Source organism: Micromonospora sp. A200, from assembly GCF_029893845.1.
Lineage (GTDB): Bacteria > Actinomycetota > Actinomycetes > Mycobacteriales > Micromonosporaceae > Micromonospora > Micromonospora purpureochromogenes.
The window spans coordinates 25115-42947 of record NZ_JARXXY010000045.1 but is presented as its reverse complement, the minus strand read 5'-3'; the positions used below and the strand labels follow the sequence as shown (position 1 = coordinate 42947).

Genomic DNA, 17833 nt, shown 5'->3' with positions numbered 1-17833 from the left:
CCGCGTACGAAACCACTGCAACTGCTACCTCGCCGATCAGCAAGGTAGCGTGAGATCAACACATCGACCCTGTCCGTCGAAACGGGTCAAGCCCACATTGACTGGATCACGTCGTCCATGTCGCCCAGTTCCACCATGAGTCGGCTGGACATCGCGGACGTCGCCTCGTTGATGCGTCGCCTCAGCTCCCGGTCGGCTTCCTCGACCGTCTTGCCCCGAGCCCGCGCCCATCTCTCAACATCCACGGATACCGTGAGCTGGATGCTCGCTCTACCCGGCGGGGGAGGAGGGGGTACCTCGGCACCGGGGATGTAGTCCGCGTATCGCCGCTGAGGCTGCTCCTCGCGCTTCCGCTTCCGTAGCCACATGGCCTGCCCCCTCGCTATTGATCGTCAATCATCGGCCGTCGCGGACCTGACCTACAACCCGTTCCGCCAGCTCGCCTTCCATACGGCGAGCCGTGTCGCCCAGGCCGGCGGGCGCTCCGATAATCAGCTCAAGGGATCAACCCTTACTCCCTCAACTGTCGGCTCCGAGGGACGACCAGCCGGCGCAGATGTTCTCGGCATACGCTGTGGGACCAGTCTGCCGCGCGTTGGGTCTTCCGGGTCGGCGGAGACCGTCCACCCGGTGGGCCAGCCGAGGCCATGGGCTTTCTCGAGCCGGTCGAGATGCAGTATCTGTGCGTTGCGGAACACGGAATCGCCGCTGAAAGTCGCCCTGCCGAACCACGCGATGCCGGTGAAGGTTGCCTTGTTGAACGAGCTGGCCCCGGTGCAGTTCGCACCGCCGAACCAGGCGCCGCCGGTGAAGGTCGTCCGGGCGAACCAGGCGCTGCGGGCGAAGTCCGCTGCGGCAGCAGTGTCGGGTGAAAGACAGAGCGCAGGTTAGTTGTCCATGACGTGCACCCGGCGCGGCTCGCCCAGCCCATAGATCTGAGCCCACCACCGAGCCACACCGAGGGCGACCCGCTCGGCCACGGGCTTGTTGTCGGCCACCACCTCAACGCTCAATCCAGTGCCGTCCACGTGCGTGCCAGCGGGGATCAGCCTGGTCGGAGTCTGCTGACCCGACCGGCCGGAGAAGCGACCCTTCCGGCACTGCCCCCACCAGGCGGAACAGTCGCCGCCGCACCGTGGCCTCCTCGTCGTCTGACACGACCCGAGGCTAGGGACGAAAAGCGGGCATTCGCCGGTCGACGGTCACCGGCTGTGGACAAGAACTGGCCCTGTGGACAACACCCTGATCATGCGCCCTGGTGCTATGGGAAGCGGGGGATCAGGTGTACCGCATCCGGCCCGACAGCAGGAGGCCCCGGCCACCCGTGACGGGTGACCGGGGCCTCTGCCGTGTCGAAGTCAGCTCAGGGGACCGATCGCCTTCGCCAGGCCGACGAAGCGCTGCCAGGAGGCCGGCGCGAAGCTCAGCGTGCCGCCGTCGCGGTCCTTCGTGTCCCGCACGAGGACGACGCCCGGGAGATTGTCGGCGACCTCGACGCACGAGCCACCGTTGTTGCCGCTCTTCGTGCTCTTGCGCCACCGCGCGCCGGTCATGTCCATGATGCTGCCGCTTTCTTGATGAGGTCGAGGGACTGGGCCCGAGGTAGAGCCTCACCCACAATGCGCGCCCACCGTCGTTCGAGGGTAGCAATTTCCGGCCCCTGCTCGATGATCTGCGCACGAGCCTGGCCGTCCACATGCGCCACCCGCAGCCCGTCGGGCAGGTCGGCCAGGATGATCGGTCCGCCGAGCCCGGCGTACATGCCGACGTCCCTCGGCACGACGTGGATCTGCACGGACGGCAGCGCGGCGCACTCGATCAGGTAGCCGAGCTGGTCGGCCATGAGCGCGGCGTCTCCATAGGCCGAGCGGTACAACACCGCCTCGTCGACGACGGCGATGAGCAGGGGCGGGCGCTCACGTCGCAGGACGGCCTGCCGGCTGATGCGCGCGGCGACGAGTTGGTCCACCTCATCCGCGGTCAGCGCCTCGCCGGCCAGCGTCGCTTGCGCGTAAGCCTGGGTCTGGAACAGGCCGGGTACCCACGCCAACTCGAACCACCGCAGCGCGACCGCCTCGCGTTCCCAGTCGACCCACGCACGCAACCAGGTTGGTTCCCGTCGTTTGAGTACGTCCGGCCAAAGGTCCTCCATCTCGCGCCCAAGGATCGCGGCGACCTGGGCTCGGTGGCGCGTCTGTGGGATCCGTCCCGGGTTCGCCCACTTCGCTGCCGTCTTCGGGTCGACCCCTATCTGAGCAGCGAGGCTGTCCGCCGTCTCGCCCGCCGCCGACATCGCTTCGATGACCGCGTGGTTCATCCACAGCCTCCCCGGAACGATCCGAACGTCTGAAAAGGATAGTGCAACGCAGTGTATTCATCCCACCACGAAGGGCAAGGCTGGTCGAAACGGCGTGGTTGGTGGAGGCGAAGCCCGGCGACCGCGTTCGTGGGGGTCGCCTCGGCGGGGAGGCGAGGCGGCCCCGCCCGATCTCGACCGCGGGGAGCGATGTGCCGGACAAGAAGAAGTCGGGGCAGGGGTCCCACAACCGCATCCCGGAGTCGCGCTGGTCCGGCCGGTCGACAACGGCGGCCGGATCGCGGCCCGCGCCGACGTTCCGGGCCGGGGACGTGCTGCACCTGACCCGCGCCGCGAGCGTGCAGTTCAGCCGACCGATCGTGGTGCGGGTGATCCGCGACCTGACCGACCGGCATCCGTACCACGGCTGGTCATGGATCGAGGGTTACGAGCTGGATGCACGCGGAACGGCGGTGGCGAAGCGGGAGCTGTTCGTGCTGCTGAACGGCGTGCGCTGGCTGTCCAGAGCCCCGGCCGGGCGCACCGCGCCGTCGGTTCGCGCTGCTCCGCGTGACCGTTGACGGCGGACGCTGAGGCGCGGCGCACGACGTCGGCCGGGGCCGGCCCGGCGAGGGTCAGCGGGCCTCCGGGTCCAGCCCCAGCACCGCCCGTCCCCCGTCGACCGGCAGGGTCACCCCGTTCACGAACGTCGCCGAGAGCAGGTACGCCACCGCCTCCGCCACCTCCTCGACGCGACCGGCCCGGCCGACCGGATGCAGCCGGGCAAGCTCCCCCTCGATCCACTCCACCTCGGCGGGCTCCCGTTCGGCCAGGAACGCGGCATGCCGCTCGGTATGGATCGAGCCGAGCGCGACCGCGTTCGTACGCACTCCCCGGGGCCCGTACTCCACGGCCAGCGCCCGGGTCAGCCCCTCGACCGCCGCCTTGGCGGTGGCGTACGGCAGGCAGCCCGGCACCGGCCGGCGGGCCTGGTGGGACGAGACGTTGACGATCGCACCTCCGGTACCGGCGGCGAGGAACCGGCGTACCGCGGTTGTCGCGCCGACCAGGGCCGGGCGCACGTTCAGTCCGATGAGGTCCCACACCTCGGCCGGTGGCGCGGAGTGCACCGAGGCGTCCCGGAACACCGCCGCGTTGTTGACCCAGCCGGCCAGCGGCGCGGCCCGCTCGGCCAGGTCGGCGGCGTGCTCGGCGGCCTGCTCGTCCGCCGCGTCGCCGAGCACCGGCACCAACCGGTCGGCGGCGGGATGCGCCGGCAGCCACGCCAGCGCGTCCGGGTCCCGCTCGACGACCACCACCGTGCCTCCGGTGTCGAGCAGCCGTTCCGTCACGGCACGGCCGACACCACGGCCACCGCCGGTCACCACGTAAGACATCGTCCACCCACCCCAAATCAGGGGCGGCGGTGCACGACCACGCTGGCCAGGCCCGGCCCGGCGTGGGCGGCGACCACCGCGCCGGCCTCGGAGACGTACGTGTCGTGCAGCCGGTCGCCGAGCCGCTCGGTGAGCGCTTCGAGGAGCTGTTCGGCCCGCTGTGGCGCGGCGAGGTGGTGCACCCCGAGGTCCACTTCGGCGTCGCCGGCCGCCTCGACGGCCAGGTCGACCAGGCGGGCCACGCCCCGGCTGGCGGTGCGCACCTTGTCCCGGATCACGATCGCTCCGTCCGGCATGTGCATGATCGGCTTGACCGAGAGGGCGGTGCCGAGCAGCGCCTCGGCCGCGTTGATCCGGCCGCCCCGGCGGAGGAACTCCAGCGTGTCGACGTAGAAGTAGATGGTGGTGCGGTCGACGGTGTCCTGGGCGGCCTGCCGTACCCCGGGAAGGTCGGCGCCGGCCGCGGCGGCCGTGGCGGCCGCGAGCACCGGGAAGCCCAGGCCCATGCCGGTGGCGCGGCTGTCGACCACCTCGACCCGGTCGCCCAGCTCGGCGGCGGCCAGCCGGGCCGCCTCGACGGTGCCGGAGAGTTCCGCCGACAGGTGTACCGACACCACGCCGTCCGCGCCGGCGTCGAGCAGTTCCCGGTACGTCCGCGCGAACTGCTCCGGGGCTGGGCGGGAGGTGCTGACCGAGACCCGCCGGCCGCCGAGCACCCGGGTGGCGTCGGCGGGGAAGGTCTCGATCCCCTCCAGCCCCTCCGCGCCGTTGAGCACGACGGTCAGGGGCACCACGGTGAGCCGGTGCGCCCGCACCAGCTCGGGCGGGAGGTAGGCGGTGGAGTCGGTGACGACCGCGACGGGCATGCCCGGCACGCTAGCCGATGTCGCGACCACGTGCCCGGGCCGGATGACCAGGAGGCTGCCTCAGAGCGCTTCGCCGGGTGCCGGCCGGGTGATCAGCCCGACGTTGTGGGCGCGCAGGTGCCAGCCCCGGACGTCGTCGTGGCGCAGCTCGGTCCAGTGGCAGTTGGCCAGGGAGCCTACGGTCCGCAGGACCGCGTGGTCCCAGCCGAGCAGGTAGCCACAGCCCTGCCGGGCCCCGCCCCCGTGGGTGGCGACCACGACGGTGCCACCGGGGACGAGATCGGCGGCTTCCTGGAAGGCGGCGCCGACCCGCTTGCCCAGGTCGTCGAGGGTCTCGATCTCCGCGCCCGGGTCCGGGTCGCCGGCCCGCCAGCGGGCGTACTCGTCGGGGAACCGCTCGGCGACCTCGGTCAGCGCCAGCCCCTGCCAGCGGCCGAAGTACCGCTCGCGCAGCCGGACGTCGGTGCGTACCGGAAGGCCGGTGACCGCGGCGAGGGCGGCGGCGGTGTCCGCGGCCCGGCTGAGGTCGGAGGCGATGATGGCGTCCGGACGCAGGGCCGCGAGCAGCGGCGCCGCGGTGCGTGCCTGCTCGCGGCCCAGGTCGTTCAGCGCCACGTCGGTCTGCCCCTGGACCCGGCTGGCGGCGTTCCAGTCGGTGTTGCCGTGCCGCCAGACGATCAGGCGGGTCATTCCGCGGTGGAGGTGCCGGCGGAGGCGTCCGCCTCGACCAGGTCCCGATCCACGAACGGGATCTGGGGGCAGTCCTTCCAGAGCCGGTCGAGGCCGTAGAACTCGCGCTCCTCGGTGTGCTGCACGTGCACGACGATGTCGACGTAGTCGAGCAGCACCCAGCGACCGCCCCGCTCGCCCTCGCGGCGCACCGGCTTGGCCTTCTCCGGCAGCTCGAGCAGCCGCTCCTCGATGGCGTCGACGATCGCCAGCACCTGACGCTCGTTGGGGGCCGCGGCGAGGACGAACGCGTCGGTGATGGCGAGCTGGTCGCCCACGTCGATGATGACGATGTCCTGCGCCTTCTTGTCGGCCGCAGCCTGGGCGGCGGCCATCGCCAGCTCGTGAGCGCGTTCGGAAACTGTCACCGTTCTCCTTCGATCAACCGTACGACCCTCCAAGCGTCTCATACCCGGGGGCGCGACGACTTGTCAGTTCTGGTCGATTATCCGGACAGATGCTCACATACCAGGCCAGTTCACTGCTGGTAGAGCCGGCGTTTCGCGATGTACTGCACCACACCGTCCGGCAGCAGGTACCAGACCGGCTCCCCCCGGGCCACCCGCTCGCGGCAGTCGGTGGAGGAGATCGCCATCGCCGGGACCTGCACCAGGCTCACCGTGTCGGCGGGCAGGTGCTTGTCGGTGAGCTCGAACCCGGGGCGGGTCACGCCGATGAAGTGGGCCAGCTCGAAGATCTCGTCCAGGTCCTTCCAGGAGAGGATCTTCTCCAGCGCGTCCGCGCCGGTGATGAAGTAGAGCTGCACCTTCGGGCCATACTCCGCGTGCAGGTCGCGCAGGGTGTCGACGGTGTAGGTGGGGCCACTGCGGTCGATGTCCACCCGGCTGACCTGGAAGCGGGGGTTGGAGGCGGTGGCGATCACCGTCATCAGGTAGCGGTCCTCGGCGGGGCTGACCGGCTCGTCCACCTTCTGCCACGGCTGACCGGTCGGGACGAAGACCACCTCGTCCAGGCCGAACCGGTCCGCCACCTCGCTCGCCGCCACCAGGTGACCGTGGTGGATCGGGTCGAAGGTGCCGCCCATGATGCCGATCCGCCGGATGTCTTCCTCCACCCGACGATCGTAGGCCGGGGACGGCCGGCGGCCCGTCGGGGCCGCCGGACCGTCCCAACCTCCGGCCCGACTCAGGCGGACGCGGCGGCCACCGCCGTCCGCGCCACCAGCGCGCGGCGCAGGTCGTCGTCCAGGTCGGTGACCCAGCGGCGCAGCCCGGGCGTCAGGTCGTCGCGGGCGAGCAGCGCCGCGGCCAGCTCCCGGGTGGGCTGCGCCACGGCGTACCGGGGGAACGCCAGGGTGGTCACCCGGTCGGCCGTCCAGGCGGTACGCAGCCGCGCGGCCGCCGGCATGTCGGCGAAGTACCGCTCGACGTACAGCGCGGTCAGCTCGGCCTGCTCGGGCTGCCAGAAGCCCTCGGCGGTCGCCTCGACCAGCCGGTTGGACAGTTCGGTGCTGCTGGTCACGATCTCCCAGGCGACCCGCTTGGCCTCGGCGTCCGGCAGCGCCGCCCGGCAGCACGCGGCCCGTTCCGCCCCGGTGGCGCTGCGGTCGGCCGCCGCCTGCGCGGCGATCTCCGGCTCGCCCGCCGCACCCAGCACCACCAGCCGCAGCAGCAGCGCCCAGCGCAGGTCGGTGTCCACCGCCAGCCCTTCCGGCACCCCGTCCCCGGCCAGCCACCCGGCGAGCAGCCCGGTGTCGGTGCTGGCGGCGATCAGGCCCCGCGCGGCGGCGAGCTGCAACGAGCCGCCGGCCGGCGCCCCGGCGAGCAGCGCGGCGCACGCCCCGGCGACCCGCAGCAGCGCGGCGTCGCGGGCCAGCGGGTCGAGGTAGCGGTCGATCAGGCCGCGGCTCAGCGTGAGCACGTCCTCGGCGATGATCACCTCGGTCTCGGCGGGCAGCGCCGCGGCGATCAGCGCGACTACGGCGGCGACCGGGCGCTCGCCGTCCCGGGCGGCGTCCAGCGCCTCACCCCAGAGCAGCGCCCGGGCGAGCGGGTCGGGCAGCCCCGGCAGCACCAGCGGCACCGCGTCGGCGGAGGCGGCGTCGAGGCGGATCTTGGCGAAGGTCAGGTCGCCGTCGTTGGGCAGCAGCAGGCCGGTGGCGGGCTCGCCGATCAGCGCGGTCAGCTCGGTGCGGCCCTTGTCGGTGTCCGGGTCGAGGTCCACCTCGACGCGGCGCACCGTGCCGTCGGGGGCGTACCGGCCCACGCCGACCCGGTGCGGGCGCAGCACGGGGTGGGCGTCCGGGGCGGTCTGCACCAGGGCGGCGTCGACCCAGCGACCGTCGGCGTCCACCGCCGTCTCCATCCGCAGCGTGTTGACCTGGGGGCGGCGCAGCCAGCGTTCCGCCCAGTCGGTGAGGTCCCGGCCGCTGGCCGAGCTGAGGCTGGCCAGCAGGTCGGCCAGGGTGGCGTTGCCGAACCGGTGGGCGGCGAAGTGGGCGTTCAGGCCGGCCAGGAAGGCCTCGTCGCCCAGCCAGGCGACCAGCTGCCGGAGCACGCTGGCGCCCTTGGCGTACGAGATGCCGTCGAAGTTGAGCAGGCCCTGGGCGGCGTCGCGGACCTCCTGCGGAGCCACCGGGTGGGTGGAGGGACGTTGGTCGGCGGTGTACCCCCACGCCTTGCGGCGCATCGCGAAGGTCGTCCAGGCCTGGTCGAAGCGGGTCGCCTCGGCGGTCACCCGGGTGCCCAGGTATTCCGCGAACGACTCGTTGAGCCACAGGTCGTCCCACCACCGCATGGTCACCAGGTCGCCGAACCACATGTGCGCCATCTCGTGGGCGATGGTGGTGGCCCGCAGCTCCCGCTGGGTGTCGGTGACCGCCGACCGGAAGACGTAGTCGTCGCGGAGGGTGACCAGACCCGGGTTCTCCATCGCGCCGGCGTTGAACTCCGGCACGAACGCCTGGTCGTACTTGGCGAACGGGTAGCGCGCGGCGAAGAGCTGATGGAAGCGGTCGAGGCACTGCCGGGTGACGGTCAGGATCTCGTCGATGTCGGCGTCCAGGTGCTCGGCCAGGGAACGCCGGCAGTAGACACCGAGCGGGATGCCGTCGTGCTCGGCGCGGCGTACGTGCCAGGGCCCGGCGATCAGCGAGACGAAGTACGTGGCCAGCGGCGCGGTCGGGGCGAACTCCCAGCGCCCCGGCCGGGGGTTGGCGGCGAGCTGCCCGTTGGCGGCGACCGTCCACTCCGGCGGCGCGGTGACCGACAGGGTCACCGGCGCCTTCAGGTCGGGCTGGTCGAAGGCGGCGAAGAGCCGCTGCACGTCGTCCAGGAAGGACATCGCGTAGAGGTAGGTCTCGCCGTCGGCCGGGTCGACGAAGCGGTGCATCCCCTCGCCGGTGTTCGAGTACGCCATCTCGGCGGTGACCGTCAGCGTGTTCTCCCCGGCCAGCCCGGTCAGCGGCAGCCGGTTGTCGGCCAGCGCCTCCGGGTCGAGGTCCCGGTCGTTGAGGCGCGCCCCGAGCAGTCGGGCGGGTTTGACCTCGACGAAGGTGTCGGCTCCGGGGGTGGCCCGGAACCGGATGGTGGCGGTGGAGCGGAACCGCTCGCCGCCGCCGGTCAGGTCGAGGTCCACGTCGTAGGACTCGACGGTGATCAGCGCGCGACGCGCGGTCGCCTCTACACGGGTCAGGCTCGGCATCCGCTTATCCTGCCCGACGGGGAACCGGACGGGCTCCCCATGACGTGTGGTGATGGAGGACGAACAATGGGTCAGCACCCCAAGGGCGATTTCGACATGTCCCGGGCGGTCTGGCAGCGAGCCGAGGGCGACACCTCCGACAGCGCGGTCGAGGTGGCCTTCGTCGACGACCTGATCGGCATGCGCAACTCCGCCGAGCCGGACGGGCCGGTGCTGGTCTTCACCCAGGCCGAGTGGGACGCCTTCGTCGCGGGCGCGCAGGACGGCGAGTTCGACCTGGACTGAGCGCCGCGCGCCGCAGGGCCGGGGCACGCCCGGTCGACGTCGGGCCGGCGGCCCGGCGGTGTCGCCCGCCATCGGGACACCGCCGGTCGCCGGCCCGCTGCGGCTCACCCGTCACCCTCGCCCCAGCCGAGGCCACCGGGGCCCGCGGCGTGGTGGAAGCCGGGATGACCGGCCACGTCGGCGCAACGCTCGCCGTCCGGCCCCGGCGCGCCGCAGAAGAGCCGCTCGGCCCGGTGCCAGGCGTCGGCCGGTGAGAGGGCTGCCGCGCCGAGCACCAGCTCCGGACGGAGCAGGCTCAACGCCTCGGCGTACGCGACGGCGAGGTCGCGGGCGTGCTCCGGCCCGTCCGCCTCGAAGCCGAGGTGGGCGGTGAAGCGCCGGGGCGGCCGGGGCGCCCGCCGGGCGGCGGTGATCAGCGGTGGACCGTCGGCTCCGCCGGACCGGCCGCTCCCGAACGCCTCGACCACCCGCCGCTGCCGCCAGTACGGCGGCCTGTTGTCCCGCATCGGCCCTCCCCGTCGTCACGCCGGCCGTACACCCGTGGCCGGCCCGGTGACGAGGAAACCAGGTTTCCGGCGTCCTGGGAGGGGCCAGCGGACGGCTCGTCGACTGGCCCACACCCCCGAGGTGTCCCCGACGCCGGTACGGGTGGGATTCAGTGGCCCCGACCTGGGTAACGCCATCCGGTCGACCAGTGCGGCCGGCCGCTGTCACCCGCGTCAGGAGAGTCCGATGGTCACCACTCCCGTCGACCGCAGCCCGGAGGGCTCCCTGGCGTTCCTGCGCGAGGGATACCGGTACATCGGCTCCCGCTGCGACCGCTACGGCAGTGACATCTTCCAGACCCGGCTGCTGCTGGAACGGACGATCTGCCTGCGCGGCCGGCCGGCGACGGTGCTCTTCTACGACCCGGAGCGGTTCCAGCGCAAGGGCGCGATGCCCATTCGGGGCCAGTGGACGCTGACCGGTCGGGGCGGCGTGCAGGGGTTGGACGGTTCGGCGCACACCGACCGCAAGGCCATGTTGCTGTCGATCATGACGCCGAGCGGGGTGCGGCAGCTCGGGCAGCTCTTCGCCGACGAGTGGAACACCCGCATCCCGGTCTGGGAGCAGTCCGGTCGGGTGGTCCTCTACGACGAGGTCGCCCGGATGCTGACCCGGGCGGTCTGCGCCTGGGCGGGCATCCCGCTGGCCTCGAGCCAGGTCGCCCGCCGCACCGACGAGCTGCACGGAATGATCGACGCGGCGGCGGCGCTCGGGCCCCGGCACTGGCGCGGGCTGCTCGCCCGCCGCCGGGGCGAACGGTGGGCCGGCGACGTGGTGGAGCGGGCCCGGGTCGGCACGCTGCCCGCGCCGGAGGGCAGCGCGCTGCGGGCGATCGCCGAGCACCGGGACGCCCAGGGCCGGCTGCTGCCCCGCCGGGTCGCCGCGGTGGAGCTGCTCAACGTGCTGCGCCCCACCGTCGCCATCGACCGGTACGTGGTCTTCGCCGCCCTGGCCCTGCACGACCACCCGGCCTGGCGGGAGCGGGTCCGGGCCGGTGACGAGGCCACCGAGTGCTTCGTGCAGGAGGTCCGCCGCTACTACCCGTTCTTCCCGGTGGTCGCCGCCCGGGTCCGGCGCTCCTTCGACTGGCAGGGCCACCACTTTCCGCGCGGCCGGCGGGTGCTGCTCGACCTGTACGGCACCAACCACCACCCCGACCTCTGGCCGGAGCCGGAACGCTTCCGCCCGGAACGCTTCGTCGGCTGGCGCGACGACCCGTACGGCTTCGTGCCGCAGGGCGGCGGCGAGCACCTGGGCGGGCACCGGTGCGCCGGTGAGTGGATCACCATCGAGCTGATGAAGCGGGCGGTCACCATGCTGACCACCGCCATGCGGTACGAGGTGCCACCGCAGAACCTGGCGCTGAACCTGGGCCGGATGCCGACCCTGCCGCCCAGCGGCTTCGTCATCGACGACGTGCGCCGCACCGGCTGAGCCCCCGGCGCGACGCACGCGCACGTCGGTCAGGCCATCGCCGGGTGCAGGACGCTGCGCAGGCAGGCGTCCTGCTTCTTCTCGAAGATCTCGTAGCCGCGCACGCCCTCCTCCAGCGACATCGGGTGGGTGGCCAGGTAGCCGGGGTCGATCTCGCCGGCGGCGAGGCGGTCCAGCAGCATCGGGATGTAGCGCTGGGCGTGCATCTGCCCCATCCGCAGCACCAGGGCCTTGTTCATCGCCGCGCCGAGGGGGAACTTGTCGACCAGCCCGCCGTAGACGCCGACGATGCTCACCGTGCCGCCCTTGCGGCAGGCCATGATCGCCTGGCGGACGGAGGTGGGCCGGTCGGTGCTCAGCCGCGCGCTCTGCTTGGCCTTGTCGTAGGCGTACGCCGGGCCGACGTCGTGCGCCTCCATGCCGACCGCCTCGATGCAGGCGTCCGGTCCCCGGCCCGCGGTCATCTCCCGCATCGCCTCCAGCACGTCGGTCTCGGCGTAGTTGATCGTCTCCACCCCGAGCCGGTCGGCGGCCGTGGCGAGCCGCTCCGGCAGCCGGTCGATGACGATGACCCGCCCGGCGCCGAGCAGCTGGGCGGCGCGGGCGGCCATCTGACCCACCCCGCCGGCACCCCAGACCGCCACCACCTCGCCGCCGGAGAGCCCGCAGAAGTCGGCCGCCATCCAGCCGGTGGGCATGGCGTCGGAGGCGAAGACGACCGCGTCGTCGGGCACCCCGTCGGGGACCTTGAACGCGCCGATGTCACCGAACGGCACCCGGATGTACTCGGCATGGCTGCCGGAGTAGCCGCCGCCGGCGTGCGAGTAGCCGAGGATGCCGGCCGGCGAGTGGCCCCAGAGCTTCTCCGGCACGACCGGCTGCGGGTTGGAGTTGTCGCAGAGCGAGTACTGCTCGGTGCGGCAGTACCAGCAGCCGCCGCAGGCCACCACCGAGCCGACCACCACCCGGTCGCCGACGCGCAGCCGGCGCACGCCCGGCCCGGTCTCCACCACCTCGCCCATGAACTCGTGGCCGAGGATGTCGCCCTCCCGCATGGCCGGCAGGAAGCCGTTGATCAGGTGCAGGTCGGAGCCGCAGACACTGCTGGCCCGGACCTTGACGATGATGTCCCCCTCGGCCCGGACGCGCGGCTCGGGCACGTCCCGGACCGCCAGCTTGCCGACCCCTTCCCAGCACAGCGCCCTCACGCCCGTCCTCCCGTCGTCAGCCGCTCGCGGACCTGGTCGGTCGCGGCCTCCTGCGCGGGGCTGCGCCCCGAGGGGTCGCGCCGGGTGTCGATCACCTGGCCGGCCTCGATCAGCGACTTGATTCGTCGCAGCGCGTCGCGCAGCGCCAGGTCGGGTTCGTCGCCGCGGGCCAGGCCCAGCAGCCGGCCCAGCGGGCCGCCGGCGCGGTAGCGCAGCTCGGCCCGGATCTCGGTGCCCCGGTCCTGCGGCGCGGGGGTCAGGTCCACGTGTCCCTGCTGCGGCACCGGGCCGTCGGTGACCCGCCAGCTGAGCCGGCCCGGACCGTCGACGGTGATCTCGGCCCGCCATTCGGTGCCGCCACCGGCGGGGTCGCTGGCGACGCAGCGCCACCGGTTGTCGTCGAGCTGTTCGAGGGTGGCCCACTCGACCAGGGCCCGGTCCAGTCGTTCCCGATCGGTCCAGAAGCCGATGACGGCGTCCACCGGCCGGTCCACGGTGATCCCCCGGCGCACCACGTACCAGCCGCCCTGCCGGTCCGGCTGGTGCCGGCGGCGCCGCCGGGCCACCAGCCGGCCGACCCCGACCGCGGTCGCCGTGGTGGCGCCGAGCAGCGCCCACCTCGTTCCGTTGCTGGTCATCACGTCTCCTCCGCCCGAGCGCCCGGAGATGGCGCCCGCATCCCGGTGCGCTACCCGACGTGAACGCGTCGAAACGCCCCGTTTGATCGGTCGGGTTCCGGGCATGCCGTCACGAACACCGTTTCCGGGAGGCAGCGTTGCCCTTCGACGCGAGCGAGTACGGCCGGCACATTCCCGCGGACGTCTACGACCTGGCGTTCGCCCACCTCTCCCCCGATGCGGCCGTGGACCGCCTGGCGGCGCTCGCCGACGGCGGCCCGGTCTGCGAGTTCGGCATCGGCACCGGCCGGCTGGCCCTGCCGCTGCGCGAACGGGGGCTCACCGTGGTCGGGATCGACGGGTCGGCGGAGATGGCCGCCCGGCTGCGGGCCAAGCCGGGCGGCGAGCGGATCGAGGTGTCCATCGGCGACTTCACGCAGGCTCGCGTTCCGGGCCAGTTCGCCCTGGTGCTGCTCGCGTTCAACACGATCTTCGCGCTGCCCGACCAGGACGCTCAGGTCGCCTGCTTCCGCAACGCCGCCGCGCACCTGCGGCCCGGGGGCCGGTTCGTGGTGGAGGCCTGGGTGCCCGACCCGGGCGCGTTCCGGGGCGGCACGGCGCTGCGCCCGGTGCACGTCGCGCAGGACGCGGTGCTGCTGGAGGCGGCCCGGTTGCACCCCGCCGAGCAGCGGATGATCACGACCAAGATCCGACTCGGCAACGACGGGGTGCGGCTGCTGCCCGCCAACCACCGCTACGCCTGGCCCGCCGAGCTGGACCTGATGGCCCGGCTGGCCGGGATGAGCCGGGAACACCGGTGGGTCGACTGGTCCGGCGGCCCCTTCACCGACGACAGCCGGGAGCACGTGTCCGTGTACCGGTGCCCGGAGTCGGCGTGAGCGCCCCGGCCCGGCGCCGGCCGATCGCCGGTCCCGCGCTGGCCGCCCCCGAGCCGTCGGCCGTCGCCGCCGGTCCGGTCCCGGCCCACCCGGCGGACCCGCCCGCGGTCCGCGCGCCGCAGCGCGGCGTCCGCCCGGACCGGCTCCCCGTCGAGTACGTCCTGCCGCTGCGCTGGTCCGACGACGCCGACCTGGCCGAGCTGACCGGGTACCTGCGGTCGATCGCCGCGCTGGTCGACGTGACCGTGGTGGACGGCTCCCCGCCGGAGGTCTTCGCCCGGCACGCCGCCGCGTGGCGTGGCGTCCTCCGGCACGCGGCCCCGGATCCGGCGGTACGCGGGGTCAACGGCAAGGTCCGCGGCGTGCTCACCGGCGTCGCCATGGCCCGGCACGAGCACGTGGTGATCGCCGACGACGACGTCCGGTACGACGAGCCGGGGCTGCGCGCCGTGCACCGGCTGCTCGACACCCACGACCTGGTCCGGCCGCAGAACTACTTCGACCCGCTGCCCTGGCACGCCTGGTGGGACACCGGTCGGACCCTGCTCAACCGGGCGCTCGGCGTCGACTACCCGGGCACCCTGGCGGTGCGCCGGAGCACCTTCCGCGCCATGGGGGGCTACGACCCGGACGTGCTCTTCGAGAACCTGGAGCTGATCCGCACGGTGCGGGCGTACGGCGGGACCGAGGCGGCGCCGGCCGGGCTCTACGTACGCCGGCTGCCACCGACCGCGGCGCACTTCTGGGGCCAGCGGGTCCGCCAGGCGTACGACGACCTGGCCCAGCCGGTGCGACTGCTGACCTCGCTGGCGGTGCTGCCCGGCGTGCTGGCCGCGCTGGCCGCCCGACGGCCCGGTGCGCTGCTGGTGGCCGGCGCCGCGACGGTCGCCCTGGCCGAGCGGGGCCGGCGGCGGGCCGGTGGCGCCGCGGTCTTCCCGCCGACCGCCGCGCTGGCCGCCCCGCTGTGGCTGCTGGAGCGCGGCACCTGCGCCTGGCTCGCCCTGGCCCGGCGGGTCCTGCGCGGCGGCGTCCGGTACGCCGGCGGCCGGGTACGCCGCGCCGCCCACTACGAACACACCCTCCGCCGCCGCCGCGCCGCGCGCTGATCCCCGGGGCCCGCACCGGCGCGGACGAGGAGCGGGTCCGGACGTCACACCACTCGCGGCCACGTCCCGGCGGAAGCCGGGAGTGGCCGCGAGCTGCGGTGTACGACGTAGGTGCCCCGGGTCAGTACCGCACCTGTTCGCGGGACTGCTGCGCCTGGTCCTTGACGTCCTGGGCGGCCGACCTGCTGTCGTCCTTGACCGCGTGGACGGCGTCCTGGGCGGTGGACTTCACCGACTCGGTGGCCCGCTGCGCGGGCTCGCGCAGCTCCTCCTTGATCTCGCCGGCGACCTCGCCCAGCTTCTCCTTCACCACCCCGCTGTGCTCGGTGGCCTTCTCCTTGACCTGGGCGGCCAGCTCCTGCTCCCGGCGGGTGGCCGGGATCAGCGAGGACACCAGCATGCCGACGCCGAAGGCGATCAGGCCGGCGGCCACCGGGTTGCCCTCGGACTTCTGCCGGATCACCTGCGGCGCCCGCTGGGCGGCGTCACCGACCGTCGAGGCGGCCGAGTGGGCCTTGTCGCCGACGGTCGAGGCGGCGGAGTGGGCCTTGTCGCTGACGGTAGAGGCCGCCGAGGAGGTGCGGTCGCCGACCGAGTGGGCGGCGTGGCCGGTGCTGTGGCCGAGGTCGGAAGCGCTACCCATAACCTTTTCCCTCACATTCTGCATCGCGTTGCGCACGCGCTGCTTACGGTCGTCGACGATGCGGCCGGGGCTGACCTTGTACGCCAGCGCGTCCACGTCGGAGCTCAGGCTGTTGCGGGTCGCCTCGATCTCCCGGCGGATCTGGTCGGGATCGGTGCTCATCGGGTGACTCCCTCCGGGTGGGGCTTCAGCGCGTCGGGGATGCGCTGCACGCTGTCGTTGGTCTGCTTGAGGCCGCGAATGCGCTCGGCGTTCTTCTTGGCCATGGAGTAGAGGACGGCGGCGATGACCGCCCAGATCACGGCGACGATCAGCGCGGCCAGGCCCGAATCCAGCACGTTGTCCAGGGCCTGCCACAGCGCGACGGACAGGAACAGCGCCACCATGTAGCCGCCGAAGCCGGCGCCGCCGAAGAGACCGGCGGCCTTGCCCGCCTTCTTCCCCTCCTGGCGGATCTCGGCCTTGGCCAGGTCCACCTCCTGCCGCATCAGGGTGGACAGGTCGGTGGTGACCTGACGCATCAGCTCACCGAGGGAACTGCCCCTGACCTCGTCCGCGGTGTGCGGCGCACCCGCGGGGTGGTACCCGGAGTCCAGTCCGGACCCCTGCGTCGGCATGCTCATGCCGCCGCCTCCCTTCGGATGACTCGTACGCTCACGGACGCGGGTTGCCGGTGCCGCTGGACGGCACGCCCGGCAGCGGGTCGGTCTGGGTCACCGGGGGCAGCGGCTGGCCGGTGCCGCCCGCCGGGTCGGCGTAGCTGGTGGTGCCGCCGTTGTCCGGGTAGGCCGTGCCGGAGTAGCCCGGCGTCGGGTCGTTGAGGTAGCCGCCGTTCGGCACCGCGCGCTGGGCGGGCGGCGTCGGGATGACCGCGGTACGGTCCGGGTCGGCGTAGCCGCCGCCGTACAGGCCGTGGCTGCCGGTCTGGTCGTCGCCGGCGGAGGTGATGCCCTTGGTCAGCCGGCCGGCGAGCACGCCCAGCAGGGCCGCCCCGACCAGGAACGTGCCCGGGTTTCGGCGGGCGTAGGTCTTGACCTCGTTGAGCAGGTCACCCGGCTCGCGCTCCTCCAGCCAGCCGGCCACGCCGTGCACCCGGTCGGCCGCCTGGTGGGCCAGCTCGGTCACCGGGCCGCCCGCGCCGCCGTTCTGCGCCATCGAGCGCATCTCGTCGGCCAGCGAGCGGAGCCCGCCGGCCGCCCGGCGCTGCTGCGCGCCCGTCTGGCTGGCGAGCTGGTTGCGGGCCTCGCCGTAGAGGTTGCGGGCCTGCCGCCTGGTCTCGTCGACCACCTCGCGACCCTGCTCCTTGGCGGTCTGGGCGACCGCGCCACCCGCGTTGGCGGCCTCGGCGCCGACCTGGCGGGCCTGGTCGCGGACGCCACCGCCGTTGCTGTGCTCGCTCTCGTAGGTGGAGGACGAGGATGACAGATCGTAAGTCATGGTTTTCCTTCCGCTCGGCACTTGTGCGGCTCTGCGCTCGGGGGATCGCCGACCGTCACATCGGCGCAAACTTTGACTACCCCCGGTCGTCGGGTCCATGCCTGAATCGCCATTTCTCTACGGTCCGTGTCCTGATGGCTACAGAATGGAGGATCGTCCGGCTGCGACCGGCAGCTGCTGCGTGGAGGTGACATCGATGGCACGAGACGCGCGCGGGCGTGGCACGGCCGGGCCGAAACCCCGGATCCAGCTGGTCGCGCTCGTGGTGGCCGTGATCTTCCTGCTGCTCGGGGTGCTCGGCTTCGTCCCGGGCGTCACCACCGGGTACGGCGACCTGGCCTTCGCCGGTCACCACTCGCAGGCGAAGCTGCTCGGCCTGGTCCAGGTGTCGATCCTGCACAACCTGCTGCACCTGCTCTTCGGACTGCTCGGACTGGTGATGGCCCGCCGGGTGGCCGGCGCCCGGCTGTTCCTGGCCGGCGGGGGTGCCGCCTACCTGGGCCTGTGGCTGTACGGCTTCCTGCTCGACCGGGACGCCGTGGCCAACTTCATCCCGCTCAACGGCGCCGCCAACTGGCTGCACCTGGGGCTCGGCTTCGGCATGCTCACCCTCGGGCTGCTGCTCTCCAACGACGCGGGCACGGGCGGCCGGCTGGACAACGCGATCGACCGCCCCTGAGGCACGGCGCCCGGAGCGGCCGGCGTGT

At 73.1% G+C, this 17833-nt stretch carries 22 protein-coding genes and 1 pseudogene; 7 read left to right on the top strand and 16 right to left on the bottom strand.

Features of this window, described 5'->3' with window-relative positions; all coding sequences use genetic code 11:
* Nucleotides 1-86 precede the first annotated feature (86 nt).
* Both M2302_RS29345 and M2302_RS29340 read right to left on the bottom strand, forming a co-directional pair.
* On the bottom strand, nucleotides 87-245 hold the full coding sequence (locus tag M2302_RS29345) for a hypothetical protein (protein ID WP_280841062.1): 159 nt from the start codon (nucleotides 243-245) through the stop codon (nucleotides 87-89).
* Nucleotides 246-491: 246 nt separating this feature from the next.
* Nucleotides 492-767, bottom strand: a pseudogene (locus tag M2302_RS29340) (pentapeptide repeat-containing protein); the annotation flags it as partial.
* Between M2302_RS29340 and M2302_RS29335 the strand changes: the two are divergent.
* Nucleotides 688-891, top strand: a complete 204-nt coding sequence (locus tag M2302_RS29335; RefSeq protein ID WP_280841061.1) for a hypothetical protein — start codon at nucleotides 688-690, stop codon at nucleotides 889-891. The pseudogene M2302_RS29340 and the gene M2302_RS29335 overlap by 80 nt on opposite strands.
* A gap of 467 nt (nucleotides 892-1358) precedes the next feature.
* Here the strand turns inward: M2302_RS29335 and M2302_RS29330 are convergent, their stop codons facing one another.
* A complete protein-coding gene (locus M2302_RS29330) occupies nucleotides 1359-1553 on the bottom strand; it encodes a DUF397 domain-containing protein (protein WP_280841060.1) in 195 nt (64 codons plus the stop codon).
* Nucleotides 1550-2317: a DUF5753 domain-containing protein gene (locus M2302_RS29325; protein WP_280841059.1), complete on the bottom strand. Its 768-nt coding sequence runs from the start codon at nucleotides 2315-2317 to the stop codon at nucleotides 1550-1552. Before M2302_RS29325 ends, M2302_RS29330 begins: the two co-directional genes overlap by 4 nt.
* A 311-nt stretch (nucleotides 2318-2628) precedes the next feature.
* On the opposite strand from M2302_RS29325, the gene M2302_RS29320 reads away from it, so the two are divergent.
* Nucleotides 2629-2877, top strand: a complete 249-nt coding sequence (locus M2302_RS29320) for a hypothetical protein (protein ID WP_280841058.1) — start codon at nucleotides 2629-2631, stop codon at nucleotides 2875-2877.
* 54 nt (nucleotides 2878-2931) lie between these two features.
* On the opposite strand, the gene M2302_RS29315 is transcribed toward M2302_RS29320, so the two are convergent.
* The 6 genes from M2302_RS29315 to pepN form a co-directional block, all read right to left on the bottom strand.
* Nucleotides 2932-3693 carry an SDR family oxidoreductase gene (locus M2302_RS29315; RefSeq protein ID WP_280841057.1) on the bottom strand — a complete coding sequence of 254 codons (762 nt, stop codon included), beginning with the start codon at nucleotides 3691-3693 and terminating at the stop codon, nucleotides 2932-2934.
* 17 nt (nucleotides 3694-3710) lie between these two features.
* On the bottom strand, nucleotides 3711-4559 hold the full coding sequence (locus M2302_RS29310; RefSeq protein ID WP_280841056.1) for a DegV family protein: 849 nt from the start codon (nucleotides 4557-4559) through the stop codon (nucleotides 3711-3713).
* A 60-nt stretch (nucleotides 4560-4619) separates the two neighbouring features.
* Nucleotides 4620-5249 carry a histidine phosphatase family protein gene (locus tag M2302_RS29305; RefSeq protein ID WP_280841055.1) on the bottom strand — a complete coding sequence of 210 codons (630 nt, stop codon included), beginning with the start codon at nucleotides 5247-5249 and terminating at the stop codon, nucleotides 4620-4622.
* Nucleotides 5246-5656, bottom strand: coding sequence for a ribosome silencing factor (rsfS, locus tag M2302_RS29300; protein ID WP_280841054.1), 411 nt, complete (start codon nucleotides 5654-5656; stop codon nucleotides 5246-5248). Before rsfS ends, M2302_RS29305 begins: the two co-directional genes overlap by 4 nt.
* A gap of 110 nt (nucleotides 5657-5766) precedes the next feature.
* The gene (gene nadD / locus M2302_RS29295) at nucleotides 5767-6363 is read right to left on the bottom strand and encodes a nicotinate-nucleotide adenylyltransferase (protein WP_280841053.1); all 597 of its coding nucleotides are present in this window, start codon (nucleotides 6361-6363) and stop codon (nucleotides 5767-5769) included.
* Nucleotides 6364-6434: 71 nt separating this feature from the next.
* Entirely contained in the window at nucleotides 6435-8951 is a 2517-nt protein-coding gene (pepN, locus tag M2302_RS29290; protein ID WP_280841052.1) for an aminopeptidase N, read from the bottom strand.
* Nucleotides 8952-9017: 66 nt separating this feature from the next.
* Here pepN and M2302_RS29285 point away from each other — a divergent pair, with 66 nt between their 5' ends.
* A complete protein-coding gene (locus tag M2302_RS29285) occupies nucleotides 9018-9236 on the top strand; it encodes a DUF397 domain-containing protein (protein ID WP_280841051.1) in 219 nt (72 codons plus the stop codon).
* A 104-nt stretch (nucleotides 9237-9340) separates the two neighbouring features.
* Here M2302_RS29285 and M2302_RS29280 read toward each other — a convergent pair whose 3' ends face one another.
* Complete coding sequence (locus M2302_RS29280) at nucleotides 9341-9742, bottom strand: hypothetical protein (RefSeq protein WP_280841050.1); 402 nt, start codon at nucleotides 9740-9742, stop codon at nucleotides 9341-9343.
* Between the two features lie 226 nt (nucleotides 9743-9968).
* Here M2302_RS29280 and M2302_RS29275 point away from each other — a divergent pair, with 226 nt between their 5' ends.
* Nucleotides 9969-11216: a cytochrome P450 gene (locus tag M2302_RS29275; protein ID WP_280841049.1), complete on the top strand. Its 1248-nt coding sequence runs from the start codon at nucleotides 9969-9971 to the stop codon at nucleotides 11214-11216.
* A gap of 29 nt (nucleotides 11217-11245) precedes the next feature.
* Here the strand turns inward: M2302_RS29275 and M2302_RS29270 are convergent, their stop codons facing one another.
* Entirely contained in the window at nucleotides 11246-12424 is a 1179-nt protein-coding gene (locus tag M2302_RS29270; RefSeq protein WP_280841048.1) for a zinc-dependent alcohol dehydrogenase, read from the bottom strand.
* The gene (locus M2302_RS29265; protein ID WP_280841047.1) at nucleotides 12421-13062 is read right to left on the bottom strand and encodes a cyclase; all 642 of its coding nucleotides are present in this window, start codon (nucleotides 13060-13062) and stop codon (nucleotides 12421-12423) included. Before M2302_RS29265 ends, M2302_RS29270 begins: the two co-directional genes overlap by 4 nt.
* 137 nt (nucleotides 13063-13199) lie before the next feature.
* Between M2302_RS29265 and M2302_RS29260 the strand changes: the two genes are divergently transcribed.
* Entirely contained in the window at nucleotides 13200-13940 is a 741-nt protein-coding gene (locus tag M2302_RS29260) for a class I SAM-dependent methyltransferase (RefSeq protein WP_280841046.1), read from the top strand.
* Nucleotides 13937-15046 (top strand): glycosyltransferase family 2 protein, encoded by a 1110-nt coding sequence (locus M2302_RS29255; RefSeq protein ID WP_280841045.1) that lies wholly within the window; start codon nucleotides 13937-13939, stop codon nucleotides 15044-15046. The genes M2302_RS29260 and M2302_RS29255 overlap by 4 nt, the downstream gene beginning before the upstream one ends.
* Nucleotides 15047-15167: 121 nt before the next feature.
* Here M2302_RS29255 and M2302_RS29250 read toward each other — a convergent pair whose 3' ends face one another.
* The 3 genes from M2302_RS29250 to M2302_RS29240 are packed head-to-tail and all read right to left on the bottom strand — an operon-like array spanning nucleotide 15168 to nucleotide 17126.
* Entirely contained in the window at nucleotides 15168-15851 is a 684-nt protein-coding gene (locus M2302_RS29250) for a DUF3618 domain-containing protein (RefSeq protein WP_280841044.1), read from the bottom strand.
* Entirely contained in the window at nucleotides 15848-16312 is a 465-nt protein-coding gene (locus M2302_RS29245) for a phage holin family protein (protein WP_280841043.1), read from the bottom strand. The genes M2302_RS29250 and M2302_RS29245 overlap by 4 nt, the downstream gene beginning before the upstream one ends.
* Nucleotides 16313-16343: 31 nt before the next feature.
* Nucleotides 16344-17126: a hypothetical protein gene (locus M2302_RS29240; RefSeq protein ID WP_280841042.1), complete on the bottom strand. Its 783-nt coding sequence runs from the start codon at nucleotides 17124-17126 to the stop codon at nucleotides 16344-16346.
* A 196-nt stretch (nucleotides 17127-17322) separates the two neighbouring features.
* On the opposite strand from M2302_RS29240, the gene M2302_RS29235 reads away from it, so the two are divergent.
* Nucleotides 17323-17805, top strand: coding sequence for a DUF4383 domain-containing protein (locus M2302_RS29235; RefSeq protein ID WP_280841041.1), 483 nt, complete (start codon nucleotides 17323-17325; stop codon nucleotides 17803-17805).
* Nucleotides 17806-17833: the final 28 nt, after the last annotated feature.